Here is a 24,034-nt window from a genome sequence, read left to right as displayed (position 1 = left end):
CACCGCTCTTTCAACTCCTTCAGGCTTCGATGAACTGAAGCGTAACCGCTGTCGAAAACTGCGTAACTCTTTGTTTATCAAGGAGTTTTCCGTTTCGACTGCGCCGGAAGTGGGGCGAATTATAGACTTCCAGAATCTGCCGTCAACACCTATTTTCATAAATCTGTCATATCAGTCAAAAACCCCCGAAAACACGAAGGCCGGTCCACCATTATAAAGAGGTGGACCGGCCTTCTGCCCTTCTATTTACAAGCTAGGGAATGCGAACTGCGAGGCTTCATGGCTTGCACGTTGTGGCCAGCGCTGGGTAATCGCCTTGCGACGGGTATAGAAACGCACACCATCCGGGCCATACGCATGCAGGTCACCAAACAATGAACGCTTCCAGCCGCCGAAGCTGTGGTAAGCCACTGGAACTGGCAGCGGAACGTTGACCCCAACCATGCCGACTTCGATCTCGTCGCAGAACAACCGCGCCGCCTCACCATCACGGGTGAAGATGCAGGTGCCGTTGCCATACTCGTGATCGTTGATCAGTTGCATAGCCTCTTCCAGGCTATTGACCCGAACGACACACAGCACCGGCCCGAAGATCTCTTCTTTATAGATACGCATCTCTGGCGTGACGTTATCGAACAGGCAGCCACCCAGGAAGAAACCTTCCTCATGACCGGCAACACTCAACCCACGACCATCGATGACCAGGGAAGCGCCGGAGGAAACACCGTCTTCTATATAGCCACTGACTTTATCGCGAGCCTGACCGGAAACCAGTGGCCCCATGTCCAGACCACACGAAGTGCCGGCACCGATTTTCAGCGCCTTGATCTGCGGAACCAGCTTGGCCACCAGCGCATCCGCGACCTGATCGCCGACGCACACGGCTACCGAGATCGCCATGCAACGCTCGCCACAAGAACCGTAAGCCGCGCCCATCAGCGCGCTGACTGCGTTATCCAGATCAGCATCCGGCATCAGCACCGCGTGATTCTTCGCCCCGCCCAATGCCTGAACGCGTTTACCGCGCTTGGTGCCTTCGGCATAGATATATTCGGCAATCGGCGTCGAGCCGACAAAGCTCAGTGCCTTGACTTCAGGCGCTTCGATCAACGCATCGACCGCAGCCTTGTCACCGTGAACCACGCTCAACACGCCTTTCGGCAGGCCGGCTTCCAGCAGGAGCTGAGCGATCAACAACGTCGAGCTTGGATCACGCTCGGACGGTTTGAGGATAAAGCAGTTGCCGCAGACGATCGCCAGCGGATACATCCACAGCGGCACCATCGCCGGAAAGTTGAACGGGGTGATACCGGCCACCACGCCCAATGGCTGGAAGTCCGACCAGGCATCGATGTTCGGGCCGACATTACGGCTGTACTCGCCTTTGAGGATTTCCGGTGCCGCACAGGCGAATTCGACGTTTTCGATACCGCGCTTCAATTCACCCGCGGCGTCTTCCAGCGTCTTGCCGTGTTCTTCGCTGATCAATTGAGCGATACGCGCTTCGTTCTGCTCCAGCAATTGCTTGAAGCGAAACATCACCTGGGCGCGCTTGGCCGGTGGCGTGTTGCGCCAGGCCGGAAATGCAGCCTTGGCCGAATCGATGGCGTTTTGAATGGTTTCACGGCTGGCCAATGGCACTTTATGGATTGGCTGGCCAGTGGACGGGTTGAACACATCAGCAGTGCGAGCGTTGTCGCTCACCAGTTCACCGTTGATCAAATGCGGGATGAGGCTCATGCGGGGCTCCTGAAAAATTATCCACAGACGCGCATCGCTGCGCGTCCGTTGTTCGTTCTTATATAGAAGGGCTAATCAGTCGATCTTGTTCAGCACTTCTCCGACCGCATCGAACAGACGATCAAGATCCTGCGGCTTGCTGTTGAAGGTTGGGCCGAACTGCAGGGTGTCGCCGCCGAAGCGCACATAGAAACCCGCTTTCCACAGCGCCATGCCCGCCTCGAACGGACGCACAATGGCGTCGCCGTCGCGCGCAGCGATCTGGATCGCACCGGCCAGACCGTAGTTACGAATGTCGATGACGTTCTTCGAACCTTTCAGACCGTGCAGCGCATTCTCGAAGTGCGGCGCAACTTCGGCCACGCTCTGCACCAGGTTTTCCTTTTGCAGCAGGTCGAGTGCCGCCAGGCCGGCAGCGCAGGCCACCGGGTGCGCGGAATAGGTGTAACCGTGGGGGAATTCCACCGCGTATTCCGGCGTCGCCTGGTTCATGAAGGTCTGGTAGATCTCCGAACTGGCGATCACCGCGCCCATCGGGATCGCACCGTTGGTGACTTGCTTGGCAATGCACATCAGGTCCGGAGTCACGCCGAAGCTGTCAGCGCCGAACATCGAACCGGTACGACCGAAGCCGGTGATGACTTCGTCGAATACCAGCAGGATGTTGTGCTGATCGCAGATTTCGCGCAGACGTTTCAGATAACCCTGAGGCGGAACCAGTACACCGGCAGAACCGGCCAATGGCTCGACGAACACCGCTGCGATGTTCGAGGCGTCATGCAGTTCGATCAGCTTGAGCAGCTCATCGGCCAGGGCGATACCGCCCTCTTTCGGCATGCCACGGGAATAGGCGTTGCTGGTCAACAGGGTGTGCGGCAGGTGGTCGACGTCCATCATCGCCTGACCAAACAGCTTACGGTTGCCGTTCACGCCACCCAGGCTGGTGCCGGCGATGTTCACACCGTGGTAGCCACGGGCACGGCCGATCATTTTGGTCTTGGTCGACTGACCTTTCAGGCGCCAGTAAGCGCGGACCATCTTCACGGCTGTATCGGCGCACTCGGAACCGGAGTCAGTGAAGAACACGTGATTCAGATTGCCCGGGGTCAGCTCGGTGATTTTCTCGGCGAGCTGGAACGACAGCGGGTGACCGTACTGGAAGCCCGGCGAGTAATCGAGGGTGCCCAACTGTTTGGCCACCGCTTCCTGGATTTCCTTGCGGGTATGCCCTGCGCCGCAGGTCCACAGACCCGACAGTGAGTCATAGACTTTACGGCCCTTGTCGTCGATCAGGTAGCTGCCTTCAGCGGCAACGATCAGACGCGGGTCGCGCTGGAAATTGCGGTTGGCGGTGTACGGCATCCAGTGGGCATCGAGCTTGAGTTGGCTGGCCAGGGAGACCGGGGCGTTTTCAGGCACGTTCATGAGCAAAACCTCGCAGGGCAATAAGCGGCGTAGGGATTAAAAGCGTTCTTGCAGCTAAGTTGCCACGACGATAAAGTCGGTGAAATCCAACTCTTCTAACCTTCAGTCAGCCAATCACTAAACTTTTGAGTAAAAAGCATGAGCAGCCGCCGACCCGATCCACTGGCACAAGTCAGTGACTTTGATATCCGCCTGCTGCGGATCTTTCGCAGCGTGGTCGAGTGCGGTGGCTTCTCCGCGGCAGAAAGCGTGCTCGGGATTGGACGTTCAGCCATCAGCCAGCAAATGAGCGATCTTGAACAACGACTGGGCCTGCGCCTGTGTCAACGTGGTCGAGCCGGGTTCTCGCTGACCGAAGAGGGCCGCGAGGTCTATCAATCGGCGTTGCAGCTATTAAGTGCGCTGGAAAGTTTTCGCACCGAGGTCAACGGCCTGCATCAGCACTTGCGCGGTGAATTGACCATCGGCCTGACCGACAACCTCGTCACCCTGCCCCACATGCGCATCACTCACGCACTGGCGCAGTTGAAAGAGCGTGGGCCGGACGTGCAGATTCAGATCCGCATGATCGCGCCCAATGAAGTCGAACAAGGCGTGCTCGACGGTCGCTTGCATGTCGGCGTGGTACCGCAGGCCAGCGCCTTGTCGGGGCTTGAGTATCAGCCGCTGTACAGCGAGCGTTCGCTGCTCTACTGCGCGGTCGGCCATCCATTGTTTTATGTCGACGATAAACAGCTGGACGATGAACGCCTGAATAGTCAGGACGCGATCGCCCCGACCTTCCGTTTACCAGCCGAGATCCAGGCGCATTATCAGGCGCTCAATTGCACCGCCAGCGCATCGGACCGCGAGGGCATGGCGTTTCTGATTCTGACCGGGCGCTACATCGGTTACCTGCCAGACCACTACGCCAGCCTGTGGGTGCAGCAAGGTCGCTTGCGCGCGCTCAAACCCGGCGCACGTTTTTATGACCTGAGCCTGGCATCGGTGACACGTAAGGGGCGGCGCCCGCATTTGGTACTGGAAAGCTTCCTGGAAAGCCTTGCAGCGACTCGATAATCAGCATGAAAGGCCCAGCGTTGACGCTTTTATAGCGACAAGGCTTGTCGGATTCCCGTGGGTGCGCTATCAACGCACCGTGCACCCACTGACCCGCTCGGAACCGCCCATGACCTTTGAAGTCCCAGCCCACGCAGGCAAGCCTGCCAGCCGCATTCGTCAGAAGAACGAAGAAGCGATCCTCAAAGCCGCCGAAATCGAATTCGCTCGTCACGGTTTCAAGGGCACCAGCATGAACACCATCGCGCAGAATGCCGGGCTGCCCAAAGCCAATCTGCATTACTACTTCACCAACAAGCTCGGGCTGTACATCGGGGTGTTGAGCAACATCCTCCAGTTGTGGGACAGCACCTTTAATACCCTTACTGCCGAAGACGATCCCGCCGAAGCGCTGACCCGCTACATTCGCGCCAAGATGGAGTTCTCCCGCCGCCAGCCACAAGCCTCGCGGGTGTTCGCCATGGAAGTCATCAGCGGCGGTGAATGCCTGACCGAGTACTTCAATCAGGATTACCGCGCCTGGTTCCAGGGCCGCGCGAACGTGTTTCAGGCCTGGATCGACGCCGGCAAGATGGACCCTGTAGACCCGGTGAACCTGATCTTCCTGTTATGGGGCAGCACCCAGCATTACGCCGATTTCGCCACGCAAATCTGCCGCGTCACCGGTCGTACCAAACTGACCAGGCAGGACATGGAAGACGCTGGCGATAACCTGATCCGTATCATTCTTAAAGGCTGCGGCCTCACTCCAGCCATTTAAGACGCTCAGACATGCCCTTTACCCTCGCAGGCCTTTGCGAATACCGTGAAGAGATTCGCAAAAGCCGCTTCATCGCCCTCGCGGCACCGATCACCAGTGCTGCCGAGGCGCAGGCGTTCATCGAGCAGCACAGCGACCTGAACGCTTCACACAATTGCTGGGCCTGGAAACTCGCCGATCAGTACCGCAGCAGTGACGACGGCGAACCGGGCGGCACTGCTGGCCGGCCGATACTCGCGGCGATCGAAGCGCAGGATTGCGATCAGGTCGCGGTCGTGGTGATTCGCTGGTACGGCGGCATTCAACTGGGCACCGGCGGCCTCGCCCGGGCCTATGGCGGCAGCGCCAATAAATGCCTGCAAGGCGCCGAGCGGATTGCTCTGATCAGCCGAGTGCCGATCCGTTGTGCCTGCAGCTTCAGCGAACTGGTGCTGGTCAAACTGCGCGTGGTCGAGCTGGGCGGGTTGGTGGTGGAAGAAACCTTCACCGCCAATGGTGTGGAACTGCAACTGGCCATCGGTGAGACGCAGATCGATACCTTGCAGCGTCAATTGGCGGATGTGAGTCGCGGGCGGATTGTGTTGCAGCGCTGAAAAAAGGCTGCGATCTTTTGGGGCATTGGCGCCATGCCAACTTTACCGACACTTGCCCACAACCGCTGTGCACCCGGCTGTGGATAACCTGAGCACACAGCGCTGTAACCCTTCCGCCACGTGGCTTTGCGGCCGTTGATCATTTTTCGCCCAACTGACCATCCACAGGTTCAATTCCACCGCAAAACAAACAGTTAGAGCGGCATATCACCTTTAGAAGAAAGCCTTACAGTGCTTATTCCCGGGTTTCTGGCTTGCGCACAAATACTGTGGAGCAACCTGTGGATAACCCGTTCATGGCTGGCTCAGTCGCATAGCCGGCATAGCCTGCAGCCACATGGTCATTTTTTAATCAGATTACCCCGAGCAAAATTTGCACCCGATCCTGCAGCTCGCCCTGAAGTAGTGCCTGACCCCGAATCTAACTTCTGCATTTGATCGTCCAACGTCTGGGCTTTACGCTTGGTGAGATCGGTGAGTTACGCCAGGAACTGCAACAACGGCTCGGGCAACGCTGCCCATTGAACCCATGATTTTTTTCAAGGAAGCCACTCATGTCTACGGTAAAAACCGCACTGATCATCGGCGCCTCACGCGGCCTTGGCCTGGGGCTGGTGAAAACCCTGCTGGCCGACGGCTGGCAAGTCACCGCCACGGTGCGTAACCCACAGAACGCCGAGGCGTTGCAGGCACTGGGCAAGGTACAGATTGAAAAGCTCGACATGGACGATCAGCAAGCGGTGATCGCCCTCAGTCAACGACTCAAAGGCCAGGTGTTCGACCTGTTGTTCGTCAACGCCGGCGTCAAAGGCCCGGAAGTGCAGACACCCGGTGGCGCGACACTGGCCGAGGTGGGTCAATTGTTCTTCACCAACGCCGTGGCGCCCATCAATCTGGCCCAGCGTTTCGTCGGGCAGATCCGCGAAGGCAACGGTGTACTGGCGTTCATGAGCTCGGTGCTCGGCAGCGTGACCATGCCTGATGCGCCAGAACTGGCACTGTACAAGGCCAGCAAAGCGGCGCTGAACTCGATGACCAACAGTTTCGTCACGCAGTTGGGCGAACAGAAACTGACCGTGCTGTCGCTGCATCCGGGTTGGGTGAAAACCGACATGGGCGGCGAAGGCGCGGACATCGATGTCGATACCAGTGCCCGTGGACTGGTCGATCAGGTGAACGCTTATGCCGGCAAGGGTGGGCATCATTTTGTGAATTACCGCGGTGAAACAATTCCCTGGTAAACACCACCCATCCCCCTGTGGGAGCGAGCCTGCTCGCGATGACGGCGTGTCAGTCGACGTCAATGGTGTATGACACACCGCTTTCGCGAGCAGGCTCGCTCCCACAGGTTATTCATCGTCCTGTCGGACCAGGCTTGCCCGAAAAGCGCTTTTGTTCGAAACTTCGCACTTCGCCCCCCGCGGCGACCCTGGATCAGCAGACAGGGCAACACTGAGCTGGCGAACCTGAACCCAACTTTCAGAGGAGCCGGCAAATGCCTGCGACCCGTATCTGGTTAAAAAATCCCCTCGCGATCTTCACGGCCAACGACCTCGATGCCCGTGGTGGCCTGGTGCTGCAAGACGGTTTGATCGTCGAAGTCCTCAAGCAAGGCCAACAACCCGCGACACCCTGTGGACAAGTCTTCGATGCCCGTGAGCATGTGATCCTGCCGGGGCTGATCAACACTCACCATCACTTCTATCAAACCCTGACCCGCGCCTGGGCGCCAGTGGTCAATCAGCCGCTGTTCCCCTGGCTGAAAACGCTTTACCCGGTCTGGGCCCGACTGACCCCTGAAAAACTCGCGCTGGCGACCAAGGTGGCCCTGGCTGAATTGCTGCTGTCGGGTTGCACCACTGCCGCCGATCACCATTACCTGTTTCCCGAGGGACTGGAAAACGCCATCGACGTGCAAGTCGAAAGCGTCCGTGAACTCGGTATGCGCGCCATGCTGACCCGTGGCTCGATGAGCCTCGGCGAAAAGGACGGAGGCCTGCCTCCCCAGCAAACCGTGCAGCAAGGTGAAGTGATTCTCGCCGACAGCCAACGCCTGATCGCCGAGTACCACGAACGAGGCGACGGTGCGCAAATCCAGATCGCCCTGGCGCCCTGCTCGCCGTTCTCGGTCACACCGCAAATCATGTCGGCCAGTGCCGAACTGGCGAATACGCTCGATGTTCGCCTGCACACCCACCTCGCCGAAACCCTCGACGAAGAAGACTTCTGCCTGCAGCGCTTCGGCCTGCGCACTGTGGATTACCTGGACAGCGTTGGCTGGCTCGGCCCACGCACCTGGCTGGCGCACGGCATTCATTTCAACCCCGACGAAATCGCCCGCCTCGGCGCCGCGGGCACCGGTATTTGCCATTGCCCGAGTTCGAACATGCGCCTGGCATCAGGCATTTGCCCAACTCTTGAGCTGACGGCTGCCGGCGCACCGCTGGGCCTTGGCGTTGACGGTTCGGCGTCCAACGATGCGTCAAACATGATCCTCGAAACCCGTCAGGCGCTGTACCTGCAACGGCTGCGTTATGGCGCAGAGAAAATCACCCCGGAGCTGGTGCTGGGCTGGGCCACTCAGGGTTCGGCAAAGTTGCTCGGTCGCAGCGACATCGGCGAAATCGCAGTGGGCAAGCAAGCCGACCTGGCGTTGTTCAAGCTCGATGAGCTGCGCTTCTCTGGCAGCCATGACCCGATCTCGGCATTGCTGTTGTGTGGCGCGGATCGTGCAGACCGGGTGATGATCGGCGGCAAATGGCGAGTGATCGACGGGCAAGTCGAAGGGCTGGACCTGAAAGGCTTGATTGCCGATCACAGCCAGGCGGCGCGGCAGTTGATTGCCGATATCTAACCGGACGCCTTCGTGGGCAAGGGCTGGCCCTTGCCCACGTTTGCCAACATCCAGGTTTATGAGGTGGCTGGATGAACCAACCGGTCAGGTTTTGCTAATTGTTTCTACAGGCATCTGTAGAATGCTCACTATCTGTACCTGATGAGAAAAGAATATGTACGACTGGCTGAACGCCCTGCCCAAGGCAGAATTGCATCTGCACCTGGAAGGCTCGCTGGAGCCTGAGTTGCTGTTCGCCCTGGCCGAACGCAACAAGATCGCCCTGCCGTGGAACGACGTCGAAACCCTGCGCAAGGCCTATGCCTTCAACAACCTGCAAGAGTTCCTGGACCTGTATTACCAGGGCGCAGATGTGTTGCGCACCTCTCAGGATTTCTACGACCTGACCTGGGCCTACCTGTTGCGTTGCAAGGCGCAGAACGTGATTCACACCGAACCGTTCTTCGATCCACAAACCCATACCGACCGTGGCGTGCCGTTCGAAGTGGTGCTTAACGGCATCGCCAGCGCGTTGAAAGACGGTGAACAGCAACTGGGCATCACCAGCGGTTTGATCCTCAGTTTCCTGCGTCACCTGAGCGAAGAAGAAGCCGAGAAAACCCTCGACCAGGCGCTGCCGTTCCGTGATGCGTTTGTCGCCGTCGGCCTGGACAGTTCAGAGATGGGCCACCCGCCGAGCAAGTTCCAGCGTGTGTTCGATCGCGCCCGTCATGAAGGTTTCCTGACCGTTGCTCACGCCGGTGAAGAAGGCCCGCCGGAGTACATCTGGGAAGCCATCGACCTGCTGAAAATCCAGCGTATCGACCATGGCGTGCGCGCCATCGAAGACGAGCGCCTGATGCAGCGGATCATTGACGAGCAGATCCCGTTGACCGTTTGCCCGCTGTCCAACACCAAGCTGTGCGTGTTCGATGACATGTCCCAGCACAACATCCTCGACATGCTTGAGCGTGGGGTGAAAGTTACGGTGAACTCGGATGACCCCGCGTACTTCGGCGGTTATGTCACCGAGAACTTCCACGCGCTGTATACCCATTTGGGCATGACCCAGGATCAGGCCAAGCGCCTGGCGCAGAACAGCCTGGATGCACGGTTGGTCAAGCCATAAGCTTCACCGCAAAACCAATGTGGGAGCGAGCCTGCTCGCKATGAGGCCATAACATTCAATACCAATCTTGAATGTCAGTCCGCCATCGCGAGCAGGCTCGCTCCCACATTGAATTAGTGTTTAACCGACTTGCGCGACCTCGCTCAACTCCTCCAGCGTCTTGCCCTGCGTCTCCATCCCGAACAGCCAGACCACGCCTGCGGCAATGGCAAAACACATCGCGCCCAAGGCGAACACCCCGCCCTGCCCCGTTATCGGGAACACCAGCCCGGTGACCAATGGCCCGAGCAACGAGCCGACCCGGCCAATCGCCGAGGCAAACCCGGAACCGGTGGCCCGCGCTGAAGTGGGATAGAGCTCCGGGGTGTAGGTGTAGAGCACGGCCCACATGCCGAACAGGAAGAACTGCATCAGCAGGCCCGAACTGATCAACAGGCTGACGTTGCCGCCAAACACTGCGCTCTGCCCGTACAGAAACGCCATCACCCCACCACCGAGCAAGGTGATGATGCACACCGGCTTGCGCCCCCAACGTTCCACCAGCCAGGCAGCCATGAGAAAACCGGGAATCCCGCCAAGGGAAATCAGCACGGTGTAATACACCGACTGAGTCACTGCAAACCCTGACTGTTGCAGCAATGCGCTGAGCCAGGAAGTCAGGCCATAGAAGCCAAGCAAGGCAAAGAACCAGACGCTCCAGATCATCATCGTGCGTTGGCGATACAAGGGTGACCAGATTTCATTCAAGGCCGAGAGAAAGTGCCCCGGACGACTCTCGATCCTGGGCAAACGAATCGGCTCCGGCAGATCGGCGCGCCCCAGCGAGCCCCGCACCTTGTCTTCAATACGCTGCAAAACCTTGTCCGCTACCGCATGATGCCCGGCCTGTTCCAGCCAGCGTGGTGACTCGGGAATGAAGAAACGGATCGCCAGGACAAACACCGCCGGTACCGCCAGCACCAGGAAGATGTCGCGCCAGCCAACCAGCGGTAACAGGAAGTAAGACAGCACGCCCGCCGCGACAAAACCCAGCGGCCAGAAGCCATCCATCAACGCGATGTAGCGCCCGCGCCGTTTGGCCGGGATCAATTCGGACAGCATCGATTGGGCAATCGGAAACTCCATGCCCATGCCGATCCCCAGAAGTACTCTAAACAGCGTCAGCGTCTCGACGCTTTGCGCCGTAGAACAGAGGTAACTGGCGACGCCCCACAACACGATGCTCCACTGAAACACCGGCTTTCTTCCGAAGCGGTCGGCAAGCATCCCGGACAACGACGCGCCAAGCACCATGCCGAAGAAACTCGAACTGGCCAGCAACCCGGCCTGCGCGGTGCTCAGAGCGAACTCGGCTTTGATCGACCCCAAGAGGAACGTCATCATTGCCAGGTCCATGGAGTCGAAGAAAAACGCCAGGGCAATGATGATGAAAATGATCCGGTGATAACCGCTGATGGGCAGTCGTTCCAGACGTTCTGCCGCGCTATAGCCTTGCGTTTCCATGCCGTATCCCCCATTCGATAATCCCCGTATCGAGTGTGCGGGATCGCCTGGGGTCACTATTGCTGGATACGACTTGGCCACAGCTCTGAGCGACGTCTGAAACCTCTGGCCACAGACGTCGATTTCAAAGGTTGCTAGAGCGCCATTTCCAACTCGGCCTCTTTGGCGAACTGATCGATTTCACGCTGACCGGCCGCGGTGATCTGCAGAACACGCGTGTCGCTGGGCAGATTCAACCAGCCGGACTGCATGAACAGCTGCAATACCGCCGCCCCCAGTGTGCCGCCCAGATGCGGTCGGCGCTCGCTCCAGTCAGGGCAGGCGCAGACTACTCGGGAAGTGCTGTGGGCCAGGGCCTGAATGAATACGCCGTGGGTTGCCAGCTGATTGGCCCCTTTGTGGGTCACGATGACGCGCTTGTCCAACTGTTCGATCCAGCCGGCATCGAGCATTCGCTGATACAGATCGGCCGCCAGGCTTCCCCCCAGATGGTCTTCACAGAGCCTGGCCCGAAGCAATGACGAAGGTGCCGTACGCACTTTCGTCGATGGGCTGGTGCGCTTGAGCAACTCTGGAACCTTGCCTGGCAGACTGGCCAGAGTGGCGCTGGCCAGCGCTTCAACCGCCGCACCGATTTCGGGAGCCGCAAGCCGGAAAAACCGCTTGCGCCCACGCTCCTCGACTTTCAACAGTCCACCGCTGGACAAACGCCCCAGGTGCGCATTGGCCGATGACGGCGATAAGCCTGCCAGCAATGCCAACTCCTCGGATTGCCGTGCAGTACCGTCCATCAAGGCCCACATCATTGCGCTACGCTTCGGGTCTGCCAGCAACGTGGCTATCTGGCTGATGCAAGGTGCATGTTCCATGTATTCACTCCCTGTTGAATCATTTGTCTGCTGCTCTGGGACATCTTGACCAGTAATGTGCTGCCGGCCAAGGCGTGAAAGCCGCCAAAAGCCGGGCGGTATAACCAACGGATGCGACGAACCTCTTCGAAAACCCCGACCTGGCTCAACAACGATCAGCACAGCGTCCAACCGCTTTGAGCGAGACATCGCAACGTCGCCGACAACGGTGCGACACCAGGCAGGCGCTAGTATATGCGCGATGATCTTCGGTTCCTGCCGGCCGGAAGCTTTTGGAGGTGATAGTTCCTGCCAGAATTTTCCCTATTTGCGTGCGACTACTCGCCCGCACCGATCATTGCTGGCGATTGAGCCGACAATTGCGCACATCGTGACTTGAGCATTTCACTCAGCAGGTTCACCGGCTTACTCAATTGAGCGCGATGAGCGCACAGCAAATTCAGCGGTGCGCGCTCGCAGAGCAGCGCCGGCATCAGCACTTTCAAGCGCCCGGCCAACACATCGCCGGCTACATCCAGCCAGGACTTGTAGGCAATTCCGGCACCGGCCACCGCCCACAGACGTACTACGTCCGCATCATCACTGAAGCGATCACCGCTGACGGTCAAGCTCACCTCCCGCTTGCCGTCATGAAAACTCCAGTGGTCGTGAACCCGGCTGCCCAGCATGTACAACAGGCAATTGTGCTGGGCCAGTTGCTCCAGTTGGCGCGGTTCGCCATGCCGTGCGAGGTAGTGTGGTGCAGCACACAACACGCGACGGTTGTCCGGGGCGATCGGCAGCGCCACCAGGCTTGAGTCTTCCGGTTCCCCGTAGCGCAGGGCGATGTCCACCGGTTGGCGGAACAGGTCGGCAATCCGGTCCCCCAACAGCAGGCGTACCGTCAGTTTTGGATGCTCGCGCTGGAATTCGTCCAGCCACGGCAGCAGCAAATTGCGACCGAAGTCCGAAGGTGCCGACAACTGCAATACGCCGCTGACCTGGTCCTGTCCGCTGGCCAGCAAACGCCGTCCTTCATCCAGATTGCTCAGCGCCGCGCGGGCGTATTCCAAAAAGCCTTCGCCCTCTGCGGTCAGACGCAGACTGCGAGTCGAACGCGCCAGCAACCGCGCGCCCAATTGCTGCTCGATCCGCTTCAACGCGGCGCTGGCCACTGCCGCCGACAGGTCCATGACCCGCGCCGCCGCAGACAGACTGCCCAGGTCCGCAGCCCGGACGAACAACTGCAAGTCATCGAAACGCAGCATCAGCCCACCTGCATTATCAAAAAAATATTGAAAGAGACTGTTCTTTTAGCCGGTTTTATCTTCAAGAGAAATAACCAATCATCCCTGCCATCGAATGCCCCATGAGAATTGCGCCATGAAAGCCATTGCCTACTACCGTTCACTGCCCATCAACGATCCGGAATCGCTGCAGGACATCGAACTGCCCGAGCCGCTTGCAGGCCCACGGGATTTGCTGGTTGAAGTCAAAGCCATCTCGGTCAATCCGGTGGACACCAAGGTTCGCCAGAATGTCGCGCCCGATGAGGGTGTCGCAAAAGTGCTGGGCTGGGATGTGGCCGGCGTGGTCAAGGCAGTCGGCAGCGACGTCAGCCTGTTCAAGCCCGGTGACAAGGTTTACTACGCCGGCTCTATCGCGCGCGCAGGTGGCAACAGTGAACTGCATGTGGTGGACGAGCGCATTGTCGGCCATATGCCCAAGTCCCTGAGCTTCGCCGAAGCCGCCGCGCTACCGTTGACCGCGATCACCGCATGGGAACTGTTGTTCGAACGCCTGCAAGTACGCGAAGGCAAAACCGCTCAAGGCCAAAGCCTGCTGATCGTCGGCGCCGCCGGTGGCGTGGGTTCGATCCTGACTCAACTGGCCAGCCAGCTCACCGCATTGAACGTCATCGGCACTGCCTCACGCCCGCAGACCCAAAGTTGGGTACGCGAACTGGGCGCAGACCTGGTGATCGATCACAGCCAACCGCTGAGCGAAGAACTCAAGCGCGCAGGCCACGCTCAGGTGACTCACGTTGCCAGCCTGACCGAAACCGACCAGCACTTCGAACAACTGGTCGAAGCCCTCGCGCCTCAAGGCAAGCTTGCGCTGATCGATGATCCGAAGGCACTCGACGTGACCAAGCTCAAACGCAAGAGCCTGTCGTTGCACTGGGAATTCATGTACACCCGCTCGCTGTTCGAAACCGCCGACATGCTCGAACAGCACAAGCTGCTGAACCGGGTGGCCGAGCTGATCGATGCGGGCACATTGAAAACCACGGTCGGCGAACACTTCGGCACGATCAACGCGGCCAACCTGCGCCGTGCCCATGCACTGCTGGAAAGCGGCACGTCCAGGGGCAAGATCGTCCTCGAAGGCTTCTAGGGGTTTAGACGACGGTGTGTTCCGCTTGCCGTTTCAAATACGAAACACACCGTCAGTCTGAGGATTTGATCCGCGTCACAAATCCGATTTGATTCAGGTCTACAATCGAGCCTCCCGCAGTGCAGTCTTTTAGGTGAGGAAGTCAGCAATGAAGATCCTGATAAAAGAATTGGCAAAATCCCAGTGGCAGGTCCGCCTGGACAACCACGCGGTGAACTTCCGCAGTGAAGCCGAAGCTCGCGCTTTTACCTCGACCCTCGAGGCTCGCTTGCACGCTCCTCATCAACTCCCCCAACGCCAGCAACGAGCAACCGGCTGACTCAAGTCGCGGCTTGCGCTGCCCGGGCAACTTGCAGCCGACGGGTGAGCATCGCGACGCTCACCACCAACATACCGCACAGGCTGATGACCATCGCCATCGGCATGGCCGTGCCGTCGTGCAGCACGCCGACCAACGCCGCCGCGCCTGCGGCAACGCTGAACTGCAAGCAACCGAGCATCGCCGAAGCGCTGCCTGCGCGCGCGCCCTGCCCGCTCATGGCACACGCCGATGCATTGGGAATGATGCAACCCAGGCTTGCGATGCAGATGAACAGCGGGATCAGCAACGGCCATAAATGCTCGGTATGCAGTGAACTGACCGCCAGCAAGCTCAGGCCTGCCGCCAGATAAATCCACACGGTGCGCGCCAGCAAAAAGGCCGGGCCACGTTTGGAGAGCAACCGGGCATTGACCTGCGCCACCAGAATGAAGCCCGCGGCGTTGGTGCCGAACAACCAGCCGAAGTGCTCGGCCGGCACACCGTAAAGCTTGATGAAGACGAAAGGTGAACCGGCGATGTAGGCAAACATCCCGGCAATCGCGATGCCGCCGGTCAAGGCATGTCCGAGGAAGATCCTGTCAGTGAGCAGGCGACCGTACTGACGCAAAGCACCCGACAACGGCTGACGCGGCTGGTTGGCCGGTAAACTTTCCGGCAGGCCTAGCGCAACCGCCAGGGCTGACAATGCGCTGAACAGCGTCAAGGCGATAAAGATCGACTGCCAGCCATACAGGTTGACCAGCAAACCGCCGAGCATTGGCGCAAGAATCGGGGCCAAGCCCATCACCAGCATCAGCTGGGAAAAGACTTTCGCCGAACCCACCGCGTCGCACTTGTCGCTGACCACCGCGCGGGAAATCACCATCCCGGCGCAGCCCCCCAGCGCCTGAACGAAACGGGCCGCGATCAGCCACTCAAGGCTCGGCGCAAACGCGCACACCAGTGATGCCAGGGTGAACAGACCGACGCCCACCAGCAATGGCATGCGCCTGCCGAAGCGATCGGCCACCGGGCCATAAGCCAACTGACCAATCGACAGGCCGAGGAAATAAGCTGCCAGGGTCAACTGGACGTGTTTTTCATCCGTGCCGAAAGCAGCCGCCATGGCCGGGAAGGCTGGCAGATAGAAATCGATGGCCAGCGGCCCGAAAGCGCTCAGGGCGCCAAGAATCAGAATGGTACGGAGGTTCATCAGGCGTCCAGTTATACGTCAGTCGGCAGCCCGACAGTCTAGCCGCGCCTGGACGCCTTGAACATTCCGATAGGTCGCTAACTATTAAAAAGGTTCAGGCCAGCGTGACCGCGTAGCCTTCTTCGCTGATCAGGCTGATCACCTGCTCTGTCGACAACGCGCTCTCCACGCCGACTTCCTTCGCCGCGAGGTCGACCCGGACACTGGCCGCCGGATCCTTGGCTTTCAGCGCCTCGGTAATGGCCCGAACACAGTGACCGCACGACATTCCTTGAACGTTGAATACTTGCATGAGACAGCTCCTTTGATGAGGTTTAGGGGGCGTTCTCAATCAGTTTCCCCACCGGCGTGGAAACTGATTGAGAACGCCCCCTGAGCCAGTCTTGAGCTTGCCACTGTGGCAAGGTCAAGTTCTGCAGTGATCTGCCGGGCTGGCAATCATCGCCGCGCTCGGCCAAGCTTCGCCATCAATGACTCAAAAGCAGGAGATGCAGCCATGCGCTGGTCAGCTTTCAGCCTATTCGGCATGCTCAGTCTTTTCGCCGCCGCGCCCTCGGCCAGCGCCGAAGACTATGGTGTGTTGATCATTTCTCGCGAGCGCCTGGAAGTCGCGACCTCGTGCGAGATTGGCGTGTACATCCAGGATCAGTTGTCGGCGCGGTTGTTCCAGGAGCAGAGCACCTCGTTCAATTTGCCGCCGGGCAACTACTCCCTGCGACTCAAACTGCTGCCCGGCCAGGCGCCAGGTTGCAGTGCCGGGATGCTCGCCCCGGGTTCGCAGAACATTACGTTGCGAGCGGGCGACCTGTTGAAATACCGCATCGCCATGAATCAGCAAGGCATGTACCTCAAGCCCGCCACGTTGGGGTATTGAGCACATTCCACCTGTAGCGGCTGGCGAAGCCTGCTGCTACAGGGACCGCGTTGGCTTCTTGAAGGACACCATCAAGATTGGCGCTTGACCTTGCCCGCATGGCAAGGTTGATCCTGTAGGTCATCTCTACAGGGAGTAAGACCGATGTCCGATTCCACCACCTTCGATCTGCCGATATCCGGCATGACCTGCGCCAGCTGCGCCGGACGTGTCGAGCGTGCGTTGAGCAAAGTTGTTGGCGCAAGCAGCGTCAGCGTCAACCTGGCCACCGAGCAAGCGCGCGTCCAGGCCCCACGCGACAGTTTGCCTGCACTCATGGAAGCGGTGCAGCAAGCCGGATACAGCGTGCCCGTACACAGCCTCGAATTGAGCATTGGCGGTATGACCTGCGCCTCATGTGTCGGTCGGGTCGAACGTGCCCTTAATAAAATCGCCGGGGTGAACAGCGTCAGTGTCAACCTGGCCAACGAACGCGCGCACCTCGAACTGCTCACTCAGATCGATCCGCAGGTATTGATCGATGCAGTCAGCAAGGCCGGTTACAGCGCCAGCGTCTGGCAAGCCGAGCAAGCCACCGATAACGATCAAGTGCTGCGTCTACACCGTGAGCGCTGGAGTTTGCTGCTGGCAATCGTGCTGGCCTTGCCACTGGTGCTGCCAATGCTGGTGCAGCCGTTTGGCCTGCACTGGATGCTTCCGGCCTGGGCGCAGTTTGCCTTGGCGACGCCAGTGCAATTCATCTTCGGTGCACGCTTTTATGTCGCCGCCTGGAAGGCCGTTCGCGCGGGCGCCGGCAACATGGATCTGCTGGTGGCCCTGGGCACCAGCGCCGGTTATGGCTTGAGCATTTACCTGTGGGCCACCGTCAGCTCCGGCAGCATGCCGCATCTTTATTTCGAAGCTTCGGCGGTAGTGATCGCGCTGGTGTTGCTCGGCAAATACCTTGAGAGCCGCGCCAAACGCCAGACCGCCAGCGCCATTCGCGCCCTTGAAGCCTTGCGTCCTGAACGGGCAATTCAAGTGATCGACGGCCGTGAACAGGACGTCGCCATCAGCGCGTTGCGCCTCGGTGACCTGGTGCTGGTCAAACCCGGCGAACGTTTCCCGGTGGACGGTGAAGTGATTGAAGGCCAGAGCCACGCCGACGAAGCACTGATCAGCGGAGAAAGCCTGCCCGTGCCCAAACATCCCGGCGACAAGGTCACTGGCGGCGCAATCAACGGCGAAGGCCGGCTGCTGGTTCGGACTCAAGCGCTTGGCGCAGAAACCGTGTTGGCGCGAATTATCCGTCTGGTCGAAGACGCCCAGGCCGGCAAGGCACCGATTCAAAAGCTGGTGGATAAAGTCAGCCAGGTGTTCGTTCCCGTCGTGCTGCTTTTAGCGCTGGCAACCTTGATCGGCTGGTGGCTGTACGGCGCACCGCTGGAAACCGCGGTGATCAACGCGGTTGCCGTGCTGGTGATCGCCTGCCCTTGCGCCCTCGGCCTGGCCACGCCGACCGCGATCATGGCCGGCACCGGTGTGGCCGCGCGCCACGGCATTCTGATCAAGGACGCCGAAGCGCTGGAGCGCGCCCATGAAGTCAGCGTGGTGGTGTTCGACAAGACCGGCACACTGACGTCCGGCACGCCGCGCATCGCTCACTTGAGTGCCATCGACGGCAACGAAGCGAGCCTGCTGCAACTGGCCGGCGCCCTGCAACGCGGCAGCGAACACCCGCTGGCCAAAGCCGTGCTCGACGCCTGTGCCGAGCGTAACTTGCCGGTGGCCGATGTCAGCGCTAGCCAGTCACTGACCGGTCGCGGCATTGCCGGCACGCTGGAAGGTCGTCGATTGGCGCTGGGTAATCGCCGTCTGCTGGAAGAAAGCGGCTTGAACGCCGGTCCCTTGAGCGAATCCGCCAACGCCTGGGAAGCCGAGGGTCGAACCTTGTCATGGCTGATCGAACAAAGCCCCGAGCCCAAGGTGCTCGGCCTGTTCGCCTTTGGCGACACCCTCAAGCCTGGCGCGCTGCACGCCATCGAAGCACTCAACGAGCAACATATCGGCAGTCACCTGCTGACCGGCGACAACCGTGGCAGCGCCCGAGTGGTTGCGCAAGCGCTGGGCATCAGCAACGTTCACGCTGAAGTACTGCCGGCCGAAAAAGCCTCGACCGTCGCTGAGCTGAAAAAGACCGGCGTCGTGGCGATGGTCGGCGACGGCATCAACGATGCTCCGGCGCTGGCGGCGGCAGATATCGGCATCGCCATGGGCGGCGGCACTGACGTGGCGATGCACGCGGCCGGGATCACCTTGATGCGCGGCGATCCTCGCCTGGTGCCGGCAGCTCTGGAAATCAGCCGCAAGACCTACGCGAAGATCCGTCAGAACCTGTTCTGGGCCTTCGTCTACAACCTGATCGGCATTCCGCTGGCAGCCTTCGGCTTGCTCAACCCGGTGATCGCCGGTGCGGCGATGGCCTTGTCCAGCGTCAGCGTGGTGAGCAATGCTTTACTGCTCAAGACCTGGAAGCCGAAAGACCTGGAGGACGTTGAATGAACATCGGCCAAGCAGCCAGACACAGCGGCCTGAGCGCCAAGATGATTCGTTATTACGAGTCGATCGGCCTGCTCAAGGCAGCGCACCGTACCGACAGCGGCTACCGCATCTATGGCGACGACGACCTGCACAGCCTGGCGTTCATCAAGCGTTCACGCGATCTCGGATTTTCCCTGGAAGAGGTCGGCAAACTGCTGACCCTCTGGCAGGATCGCCAACGGGCCAGCGCCGACGTCAAGGCACTGGCCCGCCAGCACATCGACGAGCTGAACCAGAAAATCCGCGAACTCGGCCAGTTGCGCGACACCCTGCAGGATCTGGTGGAACATTGTCAGGGCGACCACCGCCCGGACTGTCCGATTCTCAAGGAACTGGCGTCGGGCTGCTGTGCCGAGCCCGCGCGGCAGTGATCATACGGACGACAGCGACTGTCCGATCATCGAACACTTATTGCCGTCTTGCGAGACTTGCCGCTCAGCATCAATTGACCAAATTAACCAGCTAGTACAATTTATCTGCACAGGCGGGTCCCCCTCGACCCACGCCCACAATAACAATGGAGATGCCCCTGATGTCCCCTATCGTTCTGGTGCTCAACGGCCCGAACCTGAACCTGCTCGGCAGCCGTGAGCCGGCGACGTATGGCCATGAAACCCTGGCCGACATTTCAGCCTTGTGCGGTCGCGCCGCCGAGGAGTTCGGCCTGGCAGTGGAGTTTCGCCAGACCAACCACGAGGGCGAATTGCTCGACTGGATTCACTCGGCACGCGGTCGTTGCGCCGGAATCGTGATCAACCCGGCAGCCTGGACGCACACTTCGGTAGCGATCCGTGACGCGCTGGTCGCCAGCGAGTTACCGGTGATCGAAGTGCACCTGTCCAACGTGCATGCTCGCGAGCCTTTCCGTCACCACTCGTTCGTGTCGGCCATCGCCACCGCCATCCTGTGCGGATTCGGCAGCCACGGCTATCGCCTGGCGCTGGAGCATTTCAGTCAACGCCTGAAGGGATGAGCCACATGTCGCAGAACAACACAGTACTCGCAGGACTCATCGGCGCCGGTATCCAGGCGTCTCGAACCCCGGCCCTGCATGAGCGCGAAGGTGATGCCCAAGGCCTGCGCTATCTATATCGGTTGATCGACCTCGATCAGCTGAAACTCGACAGCGGTGCGCTCCCCGACCTGCTGATGTCAGCCGAGCGGATGAACTTCACCGGCCTGAACATCACCTTTCCGTGCAAGCAGGCGATCATCCCGCTGCTCGACGAACTCTCACCGGAAGCCCGAGGCATTGGCGCCGTCAACACCGTGGTGCTCAAGGACGGAAAACGCATTGGGCATAACACCGACTGCCTCGGATTCGCCGAAGGTTTTCGCCGTGGTTTGAAGGATGCTGCCCGCGAGCGCGTCGTCCAAATGGGCGCTGGTGGTGCGGGGGCTGCGGTGGCCCACGCGCTGTTGAGCGAAGGCGTGCAGCAATTGAGTATTTTCGACGTGGACGTCAGCCGCGCGCAAAGCCTTGCGAATAATCTCAATCAGCATTTCGGCAGCGGCCGGGCTTGTGCCGGCAGCGATCTGACCAGCGCACTGGCGCAGGCCGATGGACTGGTGAACACCACACCGATGGGCATGGCCAAACTGCCCGGCATGCCAGTGCCAGTGAAATTGCTGCGGGCTGAATTGTGGGTCGCGGAGATCGTTTACTTTCCACTGGAAACCGAACTGCTGCGCAACGCCCGCGCCCTGGGCTGCCGTACTCTGGATGGCGGCAACATGGCGGTGTTTCAGGCGGTAAAGGCTTTTGAGTTGTTCAGCGGGGTGGTGCCGGATGCACAGCGGATGCTCGCGCATTTTCAAAGCATGAATGGCTGAACAGCATCGCAGGCAAGTTGATCGTTCCCACGAGAGTGGGAACGATCTGCATTCTGCTGGCTTGAGCTTCAGGCCTGCAAATAACGCAGCACCGACTCGCAGATCATCTGCCGATGACGCTGCTTGATCGTTTCGTCCGGCAAGTCGATCTGAAAAATCTCACCAAAGGTATGACGGTTCGACACCCGGTAAAAACAGAACGAACTGATCAACAAGTGCACGTCCAGCGGATCCAGCCCACTGCGGAATACACCCTCCTCGGCACCGCGACGCAGAATCACGCCCAGCGAATCGAGGATCGTATTGTTCATCGCCTTGATCGCTTCGGACTGTTTCACGTACTCGGCGTTGTGAATGTTCTCGATGCTGACGATGCGCACAAAATCGACGTTGCGGTCATGGTGATCGAAGGTGAACTCCACCAGCCGCCGAATCGCCTCACGCGGTTCCAGCTCAGCCAGGTGCAAGCGATTTTCAGTGCTGCGGATGTCGCCGTAAAGTTTCTCCAGCACCTCGACGTAGAGCTGTTCCTTGCTACCGAAGTAGTAATAGATCATCCGTTTCGAGGTGTGGATGCGTTCGGCGATCGCATCGACACGAGCACCGGACAGACCCTGCTGGACGAACTCGACAATGGCTTCTTGAAGAATGTTCTCGCGGGTCTTTTCCGGGTTGTTCTTGCGACTCTTGCGCGGCTCGATCGAGGGTTCGTCGGGCGCGACGGTGAGTTCTGTGGTCATTCTCATTCCGGGCTCATGGCCTTCACTGCACAGCTGGCGATTATGGGCCGCACGCGGCAGTGAAGGAAGCTTCGCCATGGCCGTTTTACCCATGCATTTACCAATTTCCTACAACTTGGCGTGACGCACGCCTCCGCTGCGTGATTTCGCCATCGCCGCCAGGCGCACCGCGACGTTGGCCGCACCATATCCGGCATAGCCGTTTTTGCGCTGGATGATTTCGAAGAAGAAGCGCCCTTCAAAGGGCTCGGTGTACACATGAAACAGCTCACCGCCCTGGGCATCGCGGTCATACAGCACGTTGTAATAGGCGAGCTCGCTGAGGAACTCGTCATCGAAATCAAAGCGTGCCGCGAGGTCATCGTAATAGTTGAGCGGGATGTCCAGCAGCGGTACGCCGGCGGCTTTGGCGCGACTGACTTCAGCGAAAATATCGTCGCAGTCGAAGGCAATGTGATGCACACCGGAACCGCGATAACTGGACAAGGCATGTGAGATCGCCGTGTTGCGGTTCTCAGAAATATTCAGCGGCAAACGGATCGAACTGCATCGGCTGCGCAGCGCGCGGCTTTTCACCAGGCCGTAAGGATCAGGCAACACCACTTCATCGTCGGCCTCGAAATCCAGCAGGCTCTTGTAGAACAGCACCCAACTGTCAAGGCTGTCCGCCGGCAGCGCCATCGCCATGTGGTCGATCCTTTTCAGTCCCCCCCCAGTGGCGGCCGTCGGATGCAGACTGAAGTCGGTGCCGTAGACATCGGCGTGTTCATCCACCAGATAAATCAGGCTGCCATCCGGCGCACGGACTGCCGCCAGTTCCAGTTCATTGGGGCCGACCAGCCCGCGATAGGGTTGCCCTTTGTACGCCACCGCCCGGGCCAGCGCACTGGCGCTGTCCTTGACCCGCACCGCAGTCGCGCACAATGACGGCCCGTGCGCTTCGAAAAAGCTGTGGGCAAACGAATAGGGCTCAGAGTTGAGGATCAGATTGATATCGCCCTGGCGCAGCAGCGTAACGTTCTTGGAGCGGTGTTCACCGGCCTTGACGAAACCCAGTCGCTCCAGCCAATGCGAGAGTTTGGCGCCAAGGCTTTCGTCCGCCGCGAACTCGAGAAACTCGATGCCGTCGTACTCACTGGCCGGCGGCGTGGCGAACAAAATGTCGAGGTTCGGTGTCGGCGTCGCTTGTTGCTGCAAACGCGCTCGGGTCTTCTCTTCCAGATACAGCAAGGAGCGCAGACCATCGGCGGCATTGGCGCGTGTTGGTGCGGCGCGGAAACCGTCATTGAACACTTCCAGCGACAGCGGCCCGGTGTAACCGCTCTGGATGATCGGTGCGAGAAAACCCGGCAAGTCGAATTCGCCTTGCCCGGGGAAGCAACGAAAATGTCGGCTCCACTCCAGCACGTCCATGGCCAGTATCGGCGCGTCGGCCATTTGCACAAAGAAAATCTTCTCGCCGGGAATGTCCGCGATAGCCCGTGGATCCCCCTTGAGCGACAAGGTATGAAAACTGTCCAGCAACACGCCCAGATTCGGATGATCCGCCTGGCGGACGATGTTCCAGACCTGTTGATACGTGTTCACGTGCCGGCCCCAGGCCAGCGCCTCATAACCGATCCGCAAGCCACGAGCCCCGGCGCGCTCGGCCAGCAGTCGCAGATCGTCGACCAGAATCTGCTCATCGCCAACGCTGTCGGCCGAGGCGTTGCTGCACACCAGCACCAGGTCGGTGCCCAGTTCCTGCATCAGGTCGAACTTGCGCTCGGCGCGCTCCAGGTTGCGCGGCAAGCGGTCGCGGCGGCAGCCTTCGAAATCACGAAAGGGTTGAAACAGGGTGATGGCGATGCCGAGGTCAGCGCACATCTGTTTGATTTCACGCGGGCTACCGTCGTAGTACAGCAAGTCATTCTCGAAAATTTCCACCCCATCGAAACCCGCGGCGGCAATGGCTTCGAGTTTTTCCGGCAGGGTACCGCTCAAGGAAACGGTGGCAATGGAACGCTGCATGTTTCGACTCCCGGTGGGATGGGTTGATCTTGTTAGAGGCACGACACCGCTTTTTGTAGCAGCTGGTGTAGCCTGCGTTCGGCTCGGTCCGCGCTCGGGCGAAGCAGTCGTAAATCCTGAGTGCGCGGTCCTCCTGACTCACCGCATCGTCTGATTTCACGACTGCTTCGCAGCCGAACGCCGGCTACGCCAGCTG

The 24,034-nt window shown here is 59.6% G+C and carries 23 protein-coding genes; 14 read left to right on the top strand and 9 right to left on the bottom strand.

Annotation, left to right across the window (positions count from 1 at the left end; translation table 11 throughout):
* Positions 1-217: hypothetical protein (locus AC1DIH_RS23100; protein WP_477773420.1), on the top strand; the 217-nt coding region annotated here is incomplete at its 5' end.
* A gap of 29 nt (positions 218-246) precedes the next feature.
* On the opposite strand, the gene AC1DIH_RS23095 is transcribed toward AC1DIH_RS23100, so the two are convergent.
* On the bottom strand, positions 247-1,740 hold the full coding sequence (locus AC1DIH_RS23095) for a CoA-acylating methylmalonate-semialdehyde dehydrogenase (RefSeq protein WP_477773419.1): 1,494 nt from the start codon (positions 1,738-1,740) through the stop codon (positions 247-249).
* A 75-nt stretch (positions 1,741-1,815) separates the two neighbouring features.
* Entirely contained in the window at positions 1,816-3,165 is a 1,350-nt protein-coding gene (gene aptA / locus AC1DIH_RS23090; protein ID WP_477773418.1) for an omega-aminotransferase AptA, read from the bottom strand.
* 138 nt (positions 3,166-3,303) lie between these two features.
* On the opposite strand from aptA, the gene AC1DIH_RS23085 reads away from it, so the two are divergent.
* The 6 genes from AC1DIH_RS23085 to AC1DIH_RS23060 all read left to right on the top strand — a co-directional run bounded on the left by AC1DIH_RS23085 (position 3,304) and on the right by AC1DIH_RS23060 (position 9,539).
* Entirely contained in the window at positions 3,304-4,224 is a 921-nt protein-coding gene (locus AC1DIH_RS23085) for a LysR family transcriptional regulator (RefSeq protein ID WP_401124358.1), read from the top strand.
* Positions 4,225-4,333: 109 nt separating this feature from the next.
* Entirely contained in the window at positions 4,334-4,984 is a 651-nt protein-coding gene (locus tag AC1DIH_RS23080) for a TetR/AcrR family transcriptional regulator (protein ID WP_477773417.1), read from the top strand.
* An 11-nt stretch (positions 4,985-4,995) separates the two neighbouring features.
* Positions 4,996-5,577, top strand: coding sequence for an IMPACT family protein (locus AC1DIH_RS23075; RefSeq protein WP_477773416.1), 582 nt, complete (start codon positions 4,996-4,998; stop codon positions 5,575-5,577).
* A 554-nt stretch (positions 5,578-6,131) separates the two neighbouring features.
* Entirely contained in the window at positions 6,132-6,818 is a 687-nt protein-coding gene (locus AC1DIH_RS23070) for an SDR family oxidoreductase (RefSeq protein WP_477773415.1), read from the top strand.
* 254 nt (positions 6,819-7,072) lie between these two features.
* Entirely contained in the window at positions 7,073-8,431 is a 1,359-nt protein-coding gene (locus AC1DIH_RS23065; RefSeq protein ID WP_477773414.1) for an 8-oxoguanine deaminase, read from the top strand.
* A gap of 154 nt (positions 8,432-8,585) precedes the next feature.
* A complete protein-coding gene (locus AC1DIH_RS23060) occupies positions 8,586-9,539 on the top strand; it encodes an adenosine deaminase (protein WP_477768594.1) in 954 nt (317 codons plus the stop codon).
* A 120-nt stretch (positions 9,540-9,659) separates the two neighbouring features.
* On the opposite strand, the gene AC1DIH_RS23055 is transcribed toward AC1DIH_RS23060, so the two are convergent.
* The 3 genes from AC1DIH_RS23055 to AC1DIH_RS23045 form a co-directional block, all read right to left on the bottom strand.
* Positions 9,660-11,042, bottom strand: a complete 1,383-nt coding sequence (locus AC1DIH_RS23055) for an MFS transporter (RefSeq protein WP_477773413.1) — start codon at positions 11,040-11,042, stop codon at positions 9,660-9,662.
* Between the two features lie 134 nt (positions 11,043-11,176).
* Entirely contained in the window at positions 11,177-11,911 is a 735-nt protein-coding gene (locus AC1DIH_RS23050; protein ID WP_427528721.1) for an ArsR/SmtB family transcription factor, read from the bottom strand.
* Positions 11,912-12,228: 317 nt separating this feature from the next.
* Positions 12,229-13,158: a LysR family transcriptional regulator gene (locus AC1DIH_RS23045; protein WP_477773412.1), complete on the bottom strand. Its 930-nt coding sequence runs from the start codon at positions 13,156-13,158 to the stop codon at positions 12,229-12,231.
* 115 nt (positions 13,159-13,273) lie between these two features.
* On the opposite strand from AC1DIH_RS23045, the gene AC1DIH_RS23040 reads away from it, so the two are divergent.
* Together AC1DIH_RS23040 and AC1DIH_RS23035 are read left to right on the top strand one after the other, a co-directional pair.
* Entirely contained in the window at positions 13,274-14,287 is a 1,014-nt protein-coding gene (locus AC1DIH_RS23040; RefSeq protein WP_477773411.1) for a zinc-binding alcohol dehydrogenase family protein, read from the top strand.
* A gap of 148 nt (positions 14,288-14,435) precedes the next feature.
* Positions 14,436-14,606 (top strand): hypothetical protein, encoded by a 171-nt coding sequence (locus AC1DIH_RS23035; RefSeq protein ID WP_177474787.1) that lies wholly within the window; start codon positions 14,436-14,438, stop codon positions 14,604-14,606.
* A 1-nt stretch (position 14,607) separates the two neighbouring features.
* Here the strand turns inward: AC1DIH_RS23035 and AC1DIH_RS23030 are convergent, their stop codons facing one another.
* Together AC1DIH_RS23030 and AC1DIH_RS23025 are read right to left on the bottom strand one after the other, a co-directional pair.
* A complete protein-coding gene (locus AC1DIH_RS23030) occupies positions 14,608-15,801 on the bottom strand; it encodes a multidrug effflux MFS transporter (protein ID WP_477773410.1) in 1,194 nt (397 codons plus the stop codon).
* Positions 15,802-15,895: 94 nt separating this feature from the next.
* The gene (locus AC1DIH_RS23025) at positions 15,896-16,093 is read right to left on the bottom strand and encodes a heavy-metal-associated domain-containing protein (protein WP_477773409.1); all 198 of its coding nucleotides are present in this window, start codon (positions 16,091-16,093) and stop codon (positions 15,896-15,898) included.
* A gap of 204 nt (positions 16,094-16,297) precedes the next feature.
* Here AC1DIH_RS23025 and AC1DIH_RS23020 point away from each other — a divergent pair, with 204 nt between their 5' ends.
* The 5 genes from AC1DIH_RS23020 to AC1DIH_RS23000 all read left to right on the top strand — a co-directional run bounded on the left by AC1DIH_RS23020 (position 16,298) and on the right by AC1DIH_RS23000 (position 21,088).
* Entirely contained in the window at positions 16,298-16,675 is a 378-nt protein-coding gene (locus AC1DIH_RS23020; RefSeq protein ID WP_477773408.1) for a hypothetical protein, read from the top strand.
* Between the two features lie 144 nt (positions 16,676-16,819).
* Complete coding sequence (locus AC1DIH_RS23015; RefSeq protein WP_477773407.1) at positions 16,820-19,216, top strand: heavy metal translocating P-type ATPase; 2,397 nt, start codon at positions 16,820-16,822, stop codon at positions 19,214-19,216.
* Positions 19,213-19,626, top strand: coding sequence for a Cu(I)-responsive transcriptional regulator (cueR, locus tag AC1DIH_RS23010; RefSeq protein WP_477773406.1), 414 nt, complete (start codon positions 19,213-19,215; stop codon positions 19,624-19,626). Before AC1DIH_RS23015 ends, cueR begins: the two co-directional genes overlap by 4 nt.
* 161 nt (positions 19,627-19,787) lie before the next feature.
* Positions 19,788-20,228 carry a type II 3-dehydroquinate dehydratase gene (aroQ, locus tag AC1DIH_RS23005; RefSeq protein WP_477773405.1) on the top strand — a complete coding sequence of 147 codons (441 nt, stop codon included), beginning with the start codon at positions 19,788-19,790 and terminating at the stop codon, positions 20,226-20,228.
* A gap of 5 nt (positions 20,229-20,233) precedes the next feature.
* Entirely contained in the window at positions 20,234-21,088 is an 855-nt protein-coding gene (locus AC1DIH_RS23000) for a shikimate dehydrogenase (RefSeq protein WP_477773404.1), read from the top strand.
* Between the two features lie 68 nt (positions 21,089-21,156).
* Here the strand turns inward: AC1DIH_RS23000 and AC1DIH_RS22995 are convergent, their stop codons facing one another.
* Entirely contained in the window at positions 21,157-21,834 is a 678-nt protein-coding gene (locus AC1DIH_RS22995; RefSeq protein WP_477773403.1) for a TetR/AcrR family transcriptional regulator, read from the bottom strand.
* Positions 21,835-21,936: 102 nt separating this feature from the next.
* Positions 21,937-23,838 (bottom strand): 3-dehydroshikimate dehydratase QuiC, encoded by a 1,902-nt coding sequence (quiC, locus tag AC1DIH_RS22990; RefSeq protein ID WP_477773402.1) that lies wholly within the window; start codon positions 23,836-23,838, stop codon positions 21,937-21,939.
* Positions 23,839-24,034: the final 196 nt, after the last annotated feature.

The organism is Pseudomonas sp. 05N36 (assembly GCF_056397385.1).
This window is presented reverse-complemented; position numbering and strand designations above follow the sequence as displayed.

What these genes read in the sequence shown, in the direction of transcription:
- AC1DIH_RS22995 (WP_477773403.1), bottom strand. Translation starts at nt 21,834, where the DNA reads ATGAGAATGACCACAGAACTCACCGTCGCGCCCGACGAACCCTCGATC.
- AC1DIH_RS23035 (WP_177474787.1), top strand. Translation starts at nt 14,436, where the DNA reads ATGAAGATCCTGATAAAAGAATTGGCAAAATCCCAGTGGCAGGTCCGC.
- AC1DIH_RS23040 (WP_477773411.1), top strand. Translation starts at nt 13,274, where the DNA reads ATGAAAGCCATTGCCTACTACCGTTCACTGCCCATCAACGATCCGGAA.
- AC1DIH_RS23095 (WP_477773419.1), bottom strand. Translation starts at nt 1,740, where the DNA reads ATGAGCCTCATCCCGCATTTGATCAACGGTGAACTGGTGAGCGACAAC.
- AC1DIH_RS23080 (WP_477773417.1), top strand. Translation starts at nt 4,334, where the DNA reads ATGACCTTTGAAGTCCCAGCCCACGCAGGCAAGCCTGCCAGCCGCATT.
- cueR (WP_477773406.1), top strand. Translation starts at nt 19,213, where the DNA reads ATGAACATCGGCCAAGCAGCCAGACACAGCGGCCTGAGCGCCAAGATG.
- AC1DIH_RS23060 (WP_477768594.1), top strand. Translation starts at nt 8,586, where the DNA reads ATGTACGACTGGCTGAACGCCCTGCCCAAGGCAGAATTGCATCTGCAC.
- AC1DIH_RS23025 (WP_477773409.1), bottom strand. Translation starts at nt 16,093, where the DNA reads ATGCAAGTATTCAACGTTCAAGGAATGTCGTGCGGTCACTGTGTTCGG.
- AC1DIH_RS23085 (WP_401124358.1), top strand. Translation starts at nt 3,304, where the DNA reads ATGAGCAGCCGCCGACCCGATCCACTGGCACAAGTCAGTGACTTTGAT.
- AC1DIH_RS23030 (WP_477773410.1), bottom strand. Translation starts at nt 15,801, where the DNA reads ATGAACCTCCGTACCATTCTGATTCTTGGCGCCCTGAGCGCTTTCGGG.
- AC1DIH_RS23075 (WP_477773416.1), top strand. Translation starts at nt 4,996, where the DNA reads ATGCCCTTTACCCTCGCAGGCCTTTGCGAATACCGTGAAGAGATTCGC.
- AC1DIH_RS23050 (WP_427528721.1), bottom strand. Translation starts at nt 11,911, where the DNA reads ATGGAACATGCACCTTGCATCAGCCAGATAGCCACGTTGCTGGCAGAC.
- AC1DIH_RS23055 (WP_477773413.1), bottom strand. Translation starts at nt 11,042, where the DNA reads ATGGAAACGCAAGGCTATAGCGCGGCAGAACGTCTGGAACGACTGCCC.
- aroQ (WP_477773405.1), top strand. Translation starts at nt 19,788, where the DNA reads ATGTCCCCTATCGTTCTGGTGCTCAACGGCCCGAACCTGAACCTGCTC.
- AC1DIH_RS23065 (WP_477773414.1), top strand. Translation starts at nt 7,073, where the DNA reads ATGCCTGCGACCCGTATCTGGTTAAAAAATCCCCTCGCGATCTTCACG.
- AC1DIH_RS23000 (WP_477773404.1), top strand. Translation starts at nt 20,234, where the DNA reads ATGTCGCAGAACAACACAGTACTCGCAGGACTCATCGGCGCCGGTATC.
- AC1DIH_RS23015 (WP_477773407.1), top strand. Translation starts at nt 16,820, where the DNA reads ATGTCCGATTCCACCACCTTCGATCTGCCGATATCCGGCATGACCTGC.
- quiC (WP_477773402.1), bottom strand. Translation starts at nt 23,838, where the DNA reads ATGCAGCGTTCCATTGCCACCGTTTCCTTGAGCGGTACCCTGCCGGAA.
- aptA (WP_477773418.1), bottom strand. Translation starts at nt 3,165, where the DNA reads ATGAACGTGCCTGAAAACGCCCCGGTCTCCCTGGCCAGCCAACTCAAG.
- AC1DIH_RS23070 (WP_477773415.1), top strand. Translation starts at nt 6,132, where the DNA reads ATGTCTACGGTAAAAACCGCACTGATCATCGGCGCCTCACGCGGCCTT.
- AC1DIH_RS23020 (WP_477773408.1), top strand. Translation starts at nt 16,298, where the DNA reads ATGCGCTGGTCAGCTTTCAGCCTATTCGGCATGCTCAGTCTTTTCGCC.
- AC1DIH_RS23045 (WP_477773412.1), bottom strand. Translation starts at nt 13,158, where the DNA reads ATGCTGCGTTTCGATGACTTGCAGTTGTTCGTCCGGGCTGCGGACCTG.